This is a genomic window from Paenibacillus sp. FSL R5-0473, from assembly GCF_038004565.1.
Taxonomy (GTDB): domain Bacteria; phylum Bacillota; class Bacilli; order Paenibacillales; family Paenibacillaceae; genus Paenibacillus; species Paenibacillus amylolyticus.
The window spans coordinates 6,155,543-6,169,883 of the sequence record NZ_JBBORL010000001.1; the positions used below are offsets into that span (position 1 = coordinate 6,155,543).

Annotated in this window: 14 protein-coding genes and 1 pseudogene; 8 read left to right on the top strand and 7 right to left on the bottom strand. The window is 47.1% G+C overall.

The genetic code is table 11. The features are described from left to right. Positions 1 to 7: 7 nt before the first annotated feature. Positions 8 to 1,069, top strand: coding sequence for an LLM class flavin-dependent oxidoreductase (locus tag MKY28_RS27055; protein WP_017691578.1), 1,062 nt, complete (start codon positions 8 to 10; stop codon positions 1,067 to 1,069). Positions 1,070 to 1,201: 132 nt separating this feature from the next. Here the strand turns inward: MKY28_RS27055 and MKY28_RS27060 are convergent, their stop codons facing one another. Next, positions 1,202 to 1,861: a TetR/AcrR family transcriptional regulator gene (locus MKY28_RS27060; RefSeq protein WP_076320383.1), complete on the bottom strand. Its 660-nt coding sequence runs from the start codon at positions 1,859 to 1,861 to the stop codon at positions 1,202 to 1,204. 249 nt (positions 1,862 to 2,110) lie between these two features. Here MKY28_RS27060 and MKY28_RS27065 point away from each other — a divergent pair, with 249 nt between their 5' ends. Continuing rightward, a complete protein-coding gene (locus MKY28_RS27065) occupies positions 2,111 to 2,926 on the top strand; it encodes an SDR family NAD(P)-dependent oxidoreductase (RefSeq protein WP_074092771.1) in 816 nt (271 codons plus the stop codon). Positions 2,927 to 2,948: 22 nt separating this feature from the next. On the opposite strand, the gene MKY28_RS27070 is transcribed toward MKY28_RS27065, so the two are convergent. Then, positions 2,949 to 4,256 (bottom strand): VWA domain-containing protein, encoded by a 1,308-nt coding sequence (locus MKY28_RS27070; protein WP_340937498.1) that lies wholly within the window; start codon positions 4,254 to 4,256, stop codon positions 2,949 to 2,951. A 104-nt stretch (positions 4,257 to 4,360) separates the two neighbouring features. After that, positions 4,361 to 4,826, bottom strand: a pseudogene (locus MKY28_RS27075) (DUF4385 domain-containing protein). Positions 4,827 to 4,922: 96 nt separating this feature from the next. On the opposite strand from MKY28_RS27075, the gene MKY28_RS27080 reads away from it, so the two are divergent. The 4 genes from MKY28_RS27080 to MKY28_RS27095 all read left to right on the top strand — a co-directional run bounded on the left by MKY28_RS27080 (position 4,923) and on the right by MKY28_RS27095 (position 8,381). After that, a complete protein-coding gene (locus MKY28_RS27080) occupies positions 4,923 to 5,390 on the top strand; it encodes a DUF1877 family protein (RefSeq protein ID WP_340018760.1) in 468 nt (155 codons plus the stop codon). A 136-nt stretch (positions 5,391 to 5,526) separates the two neighbouring features. Beyond that, the gene (locus tag MKY28_RS27085; protein ID WP_268745229.1) at positions 5,527 to 5,655 is read left to right on the top strand and encodes a hypothetical protein; all 129 of its coding nucleotides are present in this window, start codon (positions 5,527 to 5,529) and stop codon (positions 5,653 to 5,655) included. A 232-nt stretch (positions 5,656 to 5,887) separates the two neighbouring features. Continuing rightward, positions 5,888 to 7,372 (top strand): copper amine oxidase N-terminal domain-containing protein, encoded by a 1,485-nt coding sequence (locus MKY28_RS27090; RefSeq protein ID WP_340937499.1) that lies wholly within the window; start codon positions 5,888 to 5,890, stop codon positions 7,370 to 7,372. Positions 7,373 to 7,595: 223 nt separating this feature from the next. Beyond that, a complete protein-coding gene (locus tag MKY28_RS27095) occupies positions 7,596 to 8,381 on the top strand; it encodes a glucose 1-dehydrogenase (RefSeq protein WP_076251972.1) in 786 nt (261 codons plus the stop codon). 132 nt (positions 8,382 to 8,513) lie between these two features. Here MKY28_RS27095 and MKY28_RS27100 read toward each other — a convergent pair whose 3' ends face one another. From MKY28_RS27100 to pdxR, 3 genes are read right to left on the bottom strand one after another with little or no spacing between them, the layout of a single operon-like run. After that, on the bottom strand, positions 8,514 to 8,972 hold the full coding sequence (locus tag MKY28_RS27100) for a GNAT family N-acetyltransferase (protein WP_235193849.1): 459 nt from the start codon (positions 8,970 to 8,972) through the stop codon (positions 8,514 to 8,516). Continuing rightward, positions 8,969 to 9,889, bottom strand: a complete 921-nt coding sequence (locus MKY28_RS27105; protein ID WP_340937500.1) for a D-alanine--D-alanine ligase — start codon at positions 9,887 to 9,889, stop codon at positions 8,969 to 8,971. Before MKY28_RS27105 ends, MKY28_RS27100 begins: the two co-directional genes overlap by 4 nt. Before the next feature lie 12 nt (positions 9,890 to 9,901). Then, positions 9,902 to 11,353, bottom strand: a complete 1,452-nt coding sequence (pdxR, locus tag MKY28_RS27110; protein ID WP_340031472.1) for a MocR-like pyridoxine biosynthesis transcription factor PdxR — start codon at positions 11,351 to 11,353, stop codon at positions 9,902 to 9,904. 673 nt (positions 11,354 to 12,026) lie between these two features. On the opposite strand from pdxR, the gene MKY28_RS27115 reads away from it, so the two are divergent. Together MKY28_RS27115 and MKY28_RS27120 are read left to right on the top strand one after the other, a co-directional pair. After that, the gene (locus MKY28_RS27115) at positions 12,027 to 12,383 is read left to right on the top strand and encodes a nucleotide excision repair endonuclease (RefSeq protein ID WP_036612270.1); all 357 of its coding nucleotides are present in this window, start codon (positions 12,027 to 12,029) and stop codon (positions 12,381 to 12,383) included. A gap of 208 nt (positions 12,384 to 12,591) precedes the next feature. Next, the gene (locus MKY28_RS27120; protein WP_047841093.1) at positions 12,592 to 13,338 is read left to right on the top strand and encodes a Bax inhibitor-1/YccA family protein; all 747 of its coding nucleotides are present in this window, start codon (positions 12,592 to 12,594) and stop codon (positions 13,336 to 13,338) included. 167 nt (positions 13,339 to 13,505) lie between these two features. On the opposite strand, the gene MKY28_RS27125 is transcribed toward MKY28_RS27120, so the two are convergent. After that, positions 13,506 to 14,189: a 4'-phosphopantetheinyl transferase family protein gene (locus tag MKY28_RS27125; protein WP_340937501.1), complete on the bottom strand. Its 684-nt coding sequence runs from the start codon at positions 14,187 to 14,189 to the stop codon at positions 13,506 to 13,508. Positions 14,190 to 14,341 lie beyond the last annotated feature (152 nt).

The window sequence follows — 14,341 nt, forward strand, 5'->3', positions numbered from 1 at the left end:
ACAGACAATGGAAATCGGAATTAGTACATTTGTGGAGACGAATCCGGATGTAAAAACAGGAGAACTTATCAGTCATGCGCAGCGCATTCGGGATGTTGTTGAAGAGATTGTTTTGGCAGATCAGGTGGGTTTGGATGTATACGGCGTGGGAGAACATCATCGTGCCGACTACGCCGCTTCATCACCAGCTGTCATTCTGGCGGCCGCAGCTTCACAGACCAAGAATATTCGCTTGACGAGTGCGGTAACCGTGCTGTCGTCGCATGATCCGGTACGGGTATATCAAGATTTCGCGACACTGGACGGCATTTCGAACGGACGTGCAGAGATTATGGCAGGGCGGGGATCATTTATCGAATCGTTCCCACTGTTTGGCTATGATCTGAACGACTACGATGAGTTATTCGACGAGAAACTCGATTTGCTGCTCAAACTGCGTGATTCGGAAAAAGTAACCTGGGAAGGCAAACACCGCCCTTCCTTTAACAATCTGGGCATCTACCCGCGCCCGGTACAGGAGAAACTTCCGGTATGGATTGGCAGTGGTGGTAATCAGGAATCTGTCGTTCGTGCAGGATTGCTCGGTTTGCCACTGGTGCTTGCCATTATCGGTGGCCGTCCGGTACAATTCGCACCACTGGTGGAACTGTACAAGAAAGCAGCTGCACATGCGGGACATGATGCTTCCAAGCTGACCGTTGCTTCTCACTCTCACGGCTTCATTGCCGATACAACAGACGAAGCCGTGGAGAAATTCTTCCCGCCAGCGCAAGCAGTCATGAACATACTGGGTCGTGAACGTGGATGGGGACACTACAGCCGTGCGACATTTGATGCGGCGCGTAGCCTGGAAGGTGCATTGTATGTAGGTGATGTGGATACCGTAGCTCAGAAAATTATTTACCTGCGCAAAGAAGTTGGGATTACACGCTTCATGTTACACACCCCCCTCGGCACAATGCCGCACAACGAGGTCATGAGAGCGATCGAACTGCTTGGTAAAGAAGTCGCTCCAATCGTGCGTAAAGAAATTGCACGTTGGGAAGCTGAGAACGAAGAGGCACGTTAATCGACTGAAACCGTTACGGAACTAGATAAAGTCAACCAAATAAAGGAGCATGCCCTAGGCGTATTACGCCAATGGGGCTGCTCCTTTTTCGTTTATCTTCTGAAAGTATCTAAAACAGCACAGATGTAATGCTTATCCATTCGCAGATGTACTCACAAGGGAGTGTATAACCATCGACAACGTATGATCATAGAGGGTTTTGGCAGCTTCTTCGCTCTCAATATGGCCTCCCAAATACAGATGAATAACACCGTGTAAGGGAGCCCAGATCATCCGAACCGCAAGCAGGGGATCTTGCACCTGAAGCATTCCCTGTTCAATCGCTACCTCAACCAAGGCAGACACTTGTTTCAGTGCAGTTGCTGTTCCCTGTAAGGTCTCTCCATCTGGTTTGAATTCGGAAAAAGATCCTCCAAACATCAGCTGATAGAAGCTGGATTGAGAAATGCCGAAGTCCCAGTAGACGTGGGCCAGATCACGGAAATATTGTTCGAACGATGCCTGCTGGGGCATAGCTTCAAAACGCTGGGCCATGAGGGAGCATCCCTCTAGATACAGATGTTTGGCTAACCCTTCTTTTTTGCCGAAGAGATTATATATGATTTTGGTGGAGCACTCCATGCGTTCAGCTACACGGCGTACCGTGACGGCTTCTGGTCCATGCTCTTGCAGTAAAGCAGCAGCAGCATGCACAATATTTTGCCGCAGATTATCCGAGTGCTGCAGTCTGGCTTCCTGAAAGGTTGTTACCGTATGTGCAGATTCCGTGGAACCCGAATTAAGATCCTTCATTGATTTCATCCTCGTAACCGTATTGTTGTTGAACAGAAACTACGTTTCCTTTTCTTAAGGTCATTCTACTGTTTTACGCCAGATAACGTCAATTTAATCCGAGTTTAGTAAGTAAGCACCCCGTTCTAGATTCAAATTTAACAAATGCATTTGACAGCGTCATGGGTTTTGGTTACGATGATTCTATAAAGAAACAGTGTTTCCTGATGAAAACAAGTGTTCAAATCATATACAGAGGATGGATGAGAGATGATAAAGGAACAGCATCAATGGGTACTTATTACAGGTGCTTCTTCAGGTATTGGGGAAATTTTTGCACTCGAGATGGCTTCTAAGGGTAAAAATATCGTGCTGGTGGCTAGAACAGAGTCCAAACTGAATCAATTGGCAGAACGTATAGAACGTACATATCAAGTAAGGGCTGAGGTAATCGTATCGGATCTTTCCGAAGTAGAGGCACCTCAGAACGTATACGAGGAATGTCAGAATCGGGGAATACACATCGATATGCTGATCAACAATGCGGGATTTGCTACCCATGGATGTTTTGAACAACTGGATGGTTCCCGGCAACAGGAGGAGATTATGTTGAACGTGCTCGCCTTGACAAACATGACGCATCTTTTCTTGCCAGGCATGTTACAGAAGAAAAATGGTGCTGTCATTAATGTCTCTTCGACGGCTGCCTTTCAACCTGATCCGTATATGGCTGTGTATGGAGCAACGAAGGCATTTGTACTTTCTTTTACAGAGGCATTATACGAAGAAAACAGGAAGCGTGGCGTTCAGTTTTTGGCACTATGCCCAGGCTCAACCGAGACCTCGTTCTTTGATGTAGTGGGTGCTGATGAAGCCTCGGTGGGCAAACGTGATACACCTGAGCATGTCGTGGCCGTAGCCATGAGGGCACTGGAGTCAGGCAAACCTTATGCTGTGCCGGGGGCCAGGAATTATTGGACAGCACAGTTCACCCGTCTCATACCACGCAAGTCCATGTTGCGAATCGTAGGAAGTATGCTCCGTCCACGTTCCGAGGGTGTTAAACCAGAAAAAGTACAAGCCTGATTAGGGGTATAGGGTAAAAGCTTTAGGCCAAAATGCCTTTGGCCCGAGCCTCCTTTATCCAACCTGGAAATTCAGTGAGGAGACGATCGTACAATTCTTCATCGCTGATCTTGGAGATGTCGTCGAGAGCAAAAAAATCAGCATTATCGATGAAACGTCCAGTCATGTCATCAAGTTTCTCGAGAATACCGTAATTGGCTTGGCCTAGGCCAACAAATTGCCAGAACAGGTTTTTGGTTGAGCTTTCGGTAATAAGCCGCATGATTTTCCCTTTTTGACTGACTCCGCCATCGCTAAAAAAGATAATATACGTTGGCATCTTCACATCGGGTTCCTCGATCGTGTATTTGCGAATGACATCCTGCATCACAGGGGGTTCGTTATTGGTACCGCCTTTGCTTCCCAGCGTATATGTGCGTTCAATATAATTCTCGAAATCCCTGGCGGTGACGCTAGGTGCACGCAAGAAGTCTTTGGCGAAGAACCAGACGTCCAGCTCTCCGTTATCATCAAAAGCGGATGCAATCGCCAGGATACGCTCGAAGGCTTCTTGCACGATGCCTTTGCGATACAGATGGTACATGGAGCCAGATGCATCAAATACAACGGCAACACGTGCCTGTATAGGTTCGATCTTTTTCTTTTGTAGAGACAGGGTTACTTTACGCTTGAGGAGATCGATCTTGGTCAGGTTAAGCGGCGGATGAACCGTGTTTGGTACAGCAACAGGTGCCAAGACTTCTGGAGAGGCCGCTGCTACTTCAGCTTGTGCCGTGAGAAGAACTTGTTCGGCTTCCGAGGTGTCGTTACTCTCAATTTCAACACCAAATGACTCTGCCAGCGGCTGCAATCCACCAAAGAAACCTCGTCCAATCGCACGAACTTTGAACCCGTCACGATACTTATAGATTTCAATAAAAATAAGAGCTGTTTCCGCAGTGACCTGCTTGATCTCATAGGTGATCTGCTGGGAACCAGCTTGTACAATCGCCTGACATGCCTGAACATCGGCGAAAGTCCCTCCCGCATCCAGAGTAGCCGTAAACACACATTTTTCCACAGGGGCCTGCCGTAATTGATTGGTATCCAGTACAAAAGACGATTTCAGTTCCTCTGCCTGTTGCAAATGCACACTTTGATGGGGATCGGCCGTCTGATTATAAAATACAAAATAGTCGTCAGATGGGACCTTTCCCTCTTCGTTCACCATAAAGCAGCTAACATCCAAGGGAGAAGGAGATGATGTACATTGAATGGTTACCTGAAGTTGGGTGGATTCGTTGATACTGATATTCTGGCCTGTGTTTAAGTGGATGAACGAATCTGTCATAATGGGATGCGCCTCTCTTCTCCAATATAATGGTTGAAAATGTACAGTAACAAGATCGATTCTGAGACAAATGTTTCCATAAGTCAATCTTTTCACTGTTGATCCTACGCCTCATCAGACTCGTACTTTTCACGATGTTCCTTCTTCATCCTCACATAGTCCGGATCGGTCTTGGCGATCTCCCATTGCGCTTTGAATATGGCCGCGGCTTCTGCCTTCACCTTATCATTCTGATAGGGCAAGATTGAGCCATCCTCCTTTGAGTATTTGCGTCCTCCTTTGTGATTTGTATACCGTCTGGCCCGTGTATAACCCATCTGGAGAAATTTGCGTGCCATATCCATACCCACGAAATCTCCCTTTTTCTTATAGTCCAAAAATAGCTCATAGATCTTCTCCGATGACTCTGTCGCAATCTCGGGTGTTTTGAACCGCCAGTGTGGCAGAATCTCGCCTTTGTACGGCTCTACCCATCAGAACACCCTGCTCGCCCCGGCCTACGGTGTACAGCTCAGGATGTTTGCGCAGATCCAACTCATCATAATTGAGACTGTAATCAAATTTTTTCATGTATACACCCTCCTTGATAGGGATTACCCCGATTCTGAACCAACAAGCACGGTTAATGGGGAACAATAGAAGGAATTACACAGGAGGGGTAGCGGTATGGGAATGTCCGGCAGATATCTTGTGGTAACTGAGGAGCTGGTTGAATCCATCAAGTCAGGTGAGGTTAGTGTGCATGATTGTGCAGTGGATCTGGATATCGATAAAACATGGCAAATGCTGCAGTTCACGCTGAACGGTAACTTGGTAGAAGGGGAGCCGCCCCTGGGATATGTTGTGCCTCTCGCAGGTGAGCAATACGTGGGAAACTATTCGGATATGGATCTGTTTTTGCTTAGTAACGAGCAGGTGCTGGAAGCCTACATGGCACTGGAACAGCTCACACCGGAAGAATTAAAGGAGCGGTATAGCCTTGACCATATGATCGCTGAAGGCGTCTATCCTGTCATGGAAGATTGGGACGCGGAAGAGACATTTCAGGAGATCGTTCAGACTGCGGATGATGTCCAGGCCTTGTTTCAGGCCACGGCTGCAAGTGGGAACGGGATCATCTTTTATGTTTTCTAAATGAGCACTAAAATTATGATGGGGATTCTATGGCCGACACTGAGGCAGGTTTGAACTACGCCTATTCGGGTTATTGATAGACACAAGGCTCAGGCCTTGATGACATGACAATCCGGTAGAAGAGAGGGAATGCGATATGACACAGGATCAGAACGAAGAGAACAAAGCGATTCAAGAGGACGAGCCGGATCAATTCGAGACTCCCGCAACTGCGGAAGATGAAGAAACGGATGAGAAACTTGCAGAAGATCAGGAGAAAGAATAACTCCCAGTATTGCACAATGAAGCAGGATGTTTTATCGAAACATACGATATGCTGAAATATAGATAGACCAGAGGTCGGACATGTTCCGGCCTTTTGGTTTATTTTTTTGCGTATCCGTTTACAAGAATTACCTATACCTTCATAATGGAAATGAACCATATTTTTCTAAGGAGGAGTTCATATTACGAATCGGAAGTTAGTCCAATGGATGGCAGTGCCACTAGTACTTTTAATGGTTGTTCTTACAGGATGTCAGGCTGTGGGTGGAGTAGACGTTGGCAAAGCAATGGCCAATGGCGCGAGTATCAAGTCCGGTGAATCCAGACAATCCATGAATATAAACATAGAACCGGCTAAGGAATTTGCTACAGAAAAAGACCTTGAAATGATCGAACTAATTAATTCCATATCCCTGGATATTGATCAAGCCAAAATGAAAGATGCGAAGACAGCATCGATCAAAGGTACACTGAGCATGGAGGGAACGAAGTTACCTTTCCACCTGTCCATGAATGAGTCCCAATTGGTCATTGATCTGGACGGAGCCCAGAAACCGCTGTACATGTCTCTGGATACGTTCCAGGATGCACAAGCGCTTCCGATGGTAGATACGAAGGCACTGGAGAAACAACTCGAGGAACTTTCCCCGAAACTGTTCTCTTTTGTCCTGAAACATCTGTCCAATCCGAAGAACATCTCCGTAACACCGGTACAGGAATCCGTGAATGGCGAAGCAATTAGCCTCTCCAAGCTGCATCTGGAAGTTAGTGGTGAAGAGATGCTTGCCATGGTTAAACCGTTCCTGACGAGTATTTCGAAGGATGAGCAAGGACTGAAAGACCTCATTGGAGATCTGTACGATGTGTTCTACCCTGTACTTGAAGCTGTGAATGAGGTAGAAGGTGGGGGAGACGACACGCTGAATTCGATCGTTCCTGAATCGAAAGATGAAGCCGTTGCGTCACTATATGCCATCATCAAAGTAGGACTGGACAGTATGCTGGTCAATTATGATCAGGAGCTGAACAACCTGTTGAATGAGACCCCTGAATTCAAAACGGTCTTTGGCACAAATACCAAACTGAAATTGGACTTTTATCTCGACAGCAAGCTGGATATTCGCAAGCAAAACTTTGAACTGAAAGTAGCGCTGCCTGCCTCCGAAGATCTGCCAGTGAACTCCGTAACCGTAAGTGGAGACAGTGAACAGTGGAATATCGGTGGCGCAGTTGCAGTTGATGAAGTGGATGTATCCGGTGGCGTTATGGATCTGATGAAGGATGATATTACGCCTGGACAGATGCTGCGCAATTTTGATTCCAATTCACTGGCATACCAATTGCTGAAAGATGAAGCTGGAATCACGAGTAAAAGCGTAGTGCTCTTCCCGGATGATGAGTACGCTGGGGCGATCACCGTTAAGAATACAACATTTGTTCCACTTCGCTACGTGTCTGAAGAACTGGATGCTGAAGTGAAATGGACCAAAGGCTCGAACCAAATCGTTGTCATTGACGACATCACTGGTGATGAGATTGTCCTGACCGTAGGTTCCAAGAAGGCAACCGTTGCTGGTAAAGAAGTGACTATGGTGGAATCCGCTTATGTAGGCAAGGACGGCAAGACGTATGTGCCGCTGCGCTTTGTGGCTGAATCCCTTGGAGCTACTGTAGATAAGGAACAAGAAACAGGCTGGATCTACATTGACCGTCCTTAATTTCTTATGACTTAAAATAATGAAATGCATGGGGAGTGCCTCTAATAGAGGTGCTCCTCTTTGTCATGTCGTTCCAGGTCAGAGGAATGGCAGGGCCAGTACGGAAGCATACTAATCCGGTTGAGAGATGGCTGTAACTGTTCCCCGTTAGATTAGAGCAAATGAAGAAATGGGTATTTACGTATGGAGGATGTCAAAAACAGCAAAGGGAGGTCTATGGATTATGACTGAACGATTTGCGGGTAAAGTGGTACTGATTACAGGCGGTGGCTCCGGTCTTGGACGATCAGCTGCTGTGGAAGTTGCACGTGAAGGGGCGAAGCTTGCCCTAGTGGATGTGAACATGAAGGCGCTGGAAGAGACCAAGCGTGTGATCTCGGAAGAGGTACAGCATGCCGAGTTTCTGTTAATCGAAGGTGACGTATCGGATGAAGAAGCTGTAAAAAAGTATGTTAGTGATACGGTCAATGAATTTGGGCGTATCGATGCATTTTTCAACAATGCAGGCATTGAAGGCAAGCAAAACCTGATCGAGAACTACGAGACGGAGATGTTCAATAAAGTTATCGACATCAATCTGAAGGGTGTATTTTTCGGGTTGAAGCACGTTCTACCTGTGATGAAAAAACAGGGCGAAGGCTACATCGTGAACGCGTCCTCTGTTGGAGGGATTCGCGCCGTGCCAAACCTGGTTGCCTACGGAGCGAGCAAACATGCCGTAGCCGGCATGACCAAAGACGCAGCGATTGAATACGCCGAGCACGGGATCAGCGTTAATGCAATTGCACCCGGAGCCATTCTGACAGATATGGTCATCGGTTCGTTCAAACAGATCAATCCGAATGACTGGGAGTCAGCATCCAAAGAGTTCGTGAAGGACAACCCGGCGAAGCGCTTGGGTGAACCGAAGGAAGTAGGGCGTCTCGTTGCCTTCCTGCTGTCCGGCGAAGCACCGTTTATCAATGGAGCTATTATTCCAATTGATGGTGCACAGTCAGCCAAATATTGATCCCATAATCATCAACAGCACATCGATGCGACATAGATATATACCGAAGAACGCCCTTTTTCGCCAATGTGCGGATTGGGGCGTTCTTTTTTTGGTTTGATATTCAAGGGGGCGTATCCCGTATCCGGCAGGTTAAGTGTGCTGTAGAATCTGCGGCTTTTTGCTAAACCCGGTACTCCCGGCTGTAAAGCCCATCTGACGATAGAATTCATGTGCAGCTTCACGTTCTGGGCGATTGCCACTGTTCAGAGACAGGGAATCCACGTTATGCGTGGCTGCCCATTGCTCAGCTTCAAGAATGAGCTGACGGCCGATGCCTGAGCCCCTGAACTGGTCGTGTACAACCAATGCCAAGATGCGGCAGTGTCTTCCGTTTTTTTCATACATATAAGAAGTCTGTAATCCGATCAGTCCAACTACGCGGCCTCGTGCTTCAGCAACGAGTGTAGTAAAGTTTGCGTCCGCAGAGATATGGGTATAGCGCTCTTCCATCTCGGCGTACGTGGTGGGATAACCAAGTTGGTCCATCAGAATGACCATATCTTGCAGATCGGTAGTGGAGCTATGTCTAATCGTCACATCCAGGCTCATAATGTTGTAACCTCCTTGGGTCTTTCCTTCAATGAAAGTTCAATAATGGTATCCAGTAGCTCTGCAAAAGAAATGCCTGCAGCGGCTGCACTTTTGGGCAGCAGACTGTTACGGGTAAGACCCGGCAGCGTGTTCACTTCAAGCACATACGGCATGCCTTCCCGAATCATCATATCCACGCGAGCGTAGACGCTGCATTTGAGCACCTGATAACAGGCCAAGGCCGCGGCTTCGACGCGATGGTGAAGGTCCAAAGGCAATTGCACAACCTGCTCATCGGCCCCGTGGTCATCATATTTGGAAGAATAATCGAAAAACTCCGCGTTCGAACGAATGGAGATCACCGGCAGCATCTTACCATCCAGAATGGCACAGGTAATCTCCTCACCTTCGATATACTGTTCAATCATGACCGTATCATCCCAGGCGAGGGCAGCCTCTACAGCAGTTGGCAGGGCGGAAGCTTCCTTCACCACTTGGGTACCGATGCTGGAACCGCCTGAATTGGGTTTGACCACCACGGGGTACGTTAATTGTTGAACAGCAATAGAGGACAGTTCCTCCATATGGCTCACTCGCAGCCATTCTCCAGTAAGTACACCTGCATGCTGCATGAGCTGTTTGGACATGTCTTTATCCATACATACACTACTTGCCAGCACACCACAGCCTGTGTAGGGAATACCCAGAGATTCTAATGTGCCTTGGACCGTACCGTCTTCGCCGTATTTGCCATGCAGGGCAAGCAGTGCCACATCGATCCCCGCTGACTTGTCGATTAGATCGCGCTTGGTATTCAGCTCGATGGGTACAACCTCGTATTTGTCTTTATTCAGGTTTGCAATCATCTCCTGTCCGGTGAGCAGGGAAATATCCCGCTCTGAAGATGTACCGCCCATAATCACGCCAACTTTCATGTGAAATCCTCCTTATCTCATTTGAGCTGCTGTCTCGCCAATGATGCGAATGCCTTTACGTATATTCTCATCGCTGACTCTGGAGAAACCCAGACGCATCGTGTTTACACCCTGACCGGGTTCCAGATAAAAGGTATCCCCTGGTGTGAACGTTACACCTTTCACTTTACAGGCTTCCAGCAGTTCACGGGTTCTGTATTCGGACGGGAACTGCACGAACAGATGCAGACCACCCGCACCGGAAATTCGGCACATTGGCAGATACTGTTTCAGGCAACGCACAACCAATTCATATTTTCGCTTATATTCGGTGCGAGCTCGCTTCAAATATTTCTCGAAATTACCGTTGCTCAGATATTGATACAATAACGATTGGTCCAGCGTGGAGGTATGGATGCTGCGTGCCCGTTTCATACTCTCCAGATAATCAATCAGCGCCGCATCCGCAATAATCCAACCCACCCGCAGACCTGGGAACAGGACTTTGGAGAAGCTGCCCAGATACACCAGTCCATTGCCTTTGCCCATGCTGGCGATCAGGGGAGAGACATGCGAACCGGAATATCGCAATTCTTCGTTAAAACCGTCTTCAATAATCGGTACCTGATACTTGTTCATCAACCGGATGATCTCTACCCGTTTCGCAGGGGACGTCACAATCCCGGTTGGATTGTGATAGGATGGCACGAGATATGCCAGATCATATGGACTTGCCTCAAGTTCATGTTCCAGTTGCTTCAAGTCCAGGCCATCCGGCTCCATGTTCACACCGGTCAGTTGAAACTGGTGCAATTTTAGATTTTTAATCGCCGTGTGATGCGTTGGATTCTCGCATAGCGCTTTTCCGCTTTTTTTGCGCAACACTCCAAGCACCAGATCGAAACCTTCAGTGAATCCGTTGGTGATCAGAATGTCCTTGCCACGGAGGTCAACACCTTTGTTCTCCATATAACGTAGTAAATAGTTCATCAGCGGTCTGTATCCTTGCGCATATCCGTAATTCAGCAGTACTTCGCCTTCAAGTGACATGCGATCCAGAAAAGCCCGCTTCACGTTGTGCAGATCAAACAGCTTTTCATCCGGCGCTATGCTGGTAAACGATATCTCACCTCGCTCTGCTCCGGAGCCGTGCTTCATCAGATCGTACTGCTCTGCCTGAATTGCATACTCGCTTACCTCTGTCGTCCAGTCCAGTTCCCAGTTCGCTGCTGCCTCAGGTGTTTCGATGGAGGCACTGACGTAATTGCCCTTGCCTTTGACTGCATAGATCAGACCTTCATCTTCAAGCTCGGCATAAGCGAGCAGGACCGTGCTGCGACTAACCTTCATGAGTGTACTGAGTTCACGGGTCGAGGGCAGCTTTTGTTTGGCTTGCAGGCCGCCTTTGAGCATCAAACGCTTCATATAATCTTTGACTTGTATATATACAGGGCGGTCCTCCGTCAGTTGCAGATCGGAATACATCCCATCACTCCCTCTACTGGTATCTTGCCATATTATAAACCCCGCAGAAAGAACCACGATACCTCTGTTTCCCTGAGCGTGTGGTTGGTTGTTCGCACAAACGCAAAAAAGCCCTAGCAGTATGCCGGGGCCTGGTGGTGAAACTTGATCCATTTTCTATAGTACTGCTGCTATAATTTCTACAGTTGTATAGCATGACTAGTCTCTCTAGGATCGATAGCTATCTGACCTTCTACGTGTGTCTATTAACTTCAGTACGACTATAATTGCAGGCTTTCTAGGTGATACTTATAATCTACAGTGAATCATGAATCTAGGTCTTTCTAGGTTTGCTTGCTGCAAGGGTCGATTAGATGATGAATCTACAATCTATAAGCTAGGGTTCTTGCTAACTGTACTCTTGTCGTGATCACGTAACAGAATTCAGCATGAAAAAGAGTTTCAATCATAGGGTACAATAGACGGAGGTAGATATAAAGACGTATGTCTCAGTGCCCAATTTCTTCCTCATACCCCTATAGTACCACTTTGAATCAGGGAAGTTAACCTTTTTTTTGAAATATTTGTCGTAATAGCGAAAATTGCGTGAATTGTACTTCATATAGATTGAAATGGTGTCCCTTTATAATATGTGATAGGATGTAAACCTATAGATAATGAGGAAGTGAGCCTATTGATTAATATTACCGTGCCAACACCGGATGTAACCATCACAAAGCAGGCTGATCCACAGCTTAGCCACATTTATGGATTTACTGATTTTCACCTGATTACCCGGGAACTAGGCGGGATTTTCATGTTTTACAATGCCGCTGGAGAATTGTTATTTGTCGGGAAAGCACGAAAATTAAGACCACGTATCAAAAAGCATTTTGAAGATACAGTATCACCAATTAAGAATCACCGCGAAGAAGTAACGAAGATTGAAGTATGCCTGGTTGAAGATCCGGTAGATCGTGAAATTTACGAGACGTATATCATCAACACGATGCGTGCGAAATACAATGTAGATAAAGTTTTGTACAAATAAGACGCTTAAAAAGCACATGAACATGCAATGTCTGGGACATATGTCCTAAGTGGTGCGCCAGTGGGTAAGGATGTAATCGAAGGATTGCATCCGATTCCTTCTGGTGCCATCCCGATCTTTTCGAGGGAGTAGCTTGTAGATTTTGAAACGTAGTACGCCCAAACTTAGTATCACAGATATATCAAATACATATGAAGAGGTGATTGTGTTGATCGGTCGTAGCGGTAACCCTACACTTAAAGACAGCACGTTTGAAAACAGAGGATATGGAGAAGATCGGTATCAGAATTACATGACGATCAACGGCACGGTGAATAAAGCGTTTATTACGCTTGTGATCCTGCTGGGCAGTGCGTTTGCAACATGGATGATGTTCTTTAACGGACAACAAGTGATGCCGCTCGCTTATGGTGGATTAATCGTTGGTTTCATTCTGGCGCTTGTCATTTCCTTCAAACCAGTAGCGGCACCGTATCTAGTACCTATCTATGCCGTGGCAGAAGGCCTTTTCCTTGGGGCACTCTCTGCAACCTATGAGTCCCTGTATAACGGAATTACCTTGCAGGCGGCTCTGTTGACCATGGCTGTATTCATCGCTCTGCTGGTGGCATACAAAACCAGATTGATCAAAGCTACGGAGAACTTCAAGTTGGGCGTTGTTGCTGCAACTGGTGGTATCATGATCATGTATCTGTTGAGCTTTGTACTGGGTTTCTTCGGCATTTCAATTCCTTATCTGCATGATAACAGCTTGATCGGCATCGGTATTTCGGTCGTTATCGTCATTGTGGCTGCCCTCAATCTGGTCCTTGATTTCGACTTCATCGAGGGTGGTGCTGAACGTGGTGCGCCCAAGTATATGGAGTGGTACGGTGCATTTGGATTGATGGTGACGCTGGTATGGTTGTACATTGAGATCATCCGCCTGCTTGGCAAATTGCGGAGTCGGGACTAGTCCTATCCATACGTCAGAGACGTAAACGGAGTGTGAATATAAAGCCAAAAAAGCTAACGCGTGATACTCACGTCGTTAGCTTTTTTGATTAACATTAGCAGGATTATCTTAATGGCGGCCTCTTACAAAACTCAACTGATTCCAACTCGTTGAGGCCCAGCACCACTCTATACTAAATCCGGATACAGATCCTCTAAGGTTATGATTTCCGGCTTGCTCGGCAGCTCTCCCCCAGCCGAACAGGCTGCCAGCATATGTCCATCATCCAGTCGCTGACTGAGAAAGAGATATGTCCCGGCCTGTTTGCAATGCCAATCTTCCCGCTCATTGGGAAGGATGGCGAAGGAATCCAGTGGCATGGACAAGCCCATACCGACTGCCTTGATATAACTTTCCTTCAGCGTCCATAGACGGTAGAAGGTTTCCAGCCGACGATCGTCAGGCTCGGCAGCCAAGAACTGGCTTTCCTTAGGAGAGAAGAAACGCTCTGCAATCTGCATGTCAATTGGAGCTATCTTTTCCACATCCACGCCTAGTTCATCTGTACTGCCGGAGATCAGAGCAATCCAATCACCAGAATGGGAGACGTTGAATTGTACATCCGAATGGTGACTGAGCGAAGGTTTGCCGTAGGAATTACGGGTAAAAGAAAGCTCAGCAGGTCTCAGTCCAGTTAACTTGCTCAAAGTCACACGAGTCAATATCTCTCCCAGCACGGAGCGATACGCGTCAGCCTGACGCACAAAACGCGAAGCCTGAGCACGTCGCTCCGCAGAAACTTGCGATAGCAATTGGTTCCAGTACGCCTCGGGCAATACTTCTGGAACTTGGAGTACACGAATAGTTATCATCATTAATCACCTGAATACGTATTCGGCGCAGTTCAGTAACTTTCCTTTATATGGAACGTCCCCTCAACTCTTCCTCCCAAATCATCACTATACGGATGCCCCTAACAAGCAAGCCGATTGTCTCGCTTTTCATGTTAAGGCCTCAGGTTTTG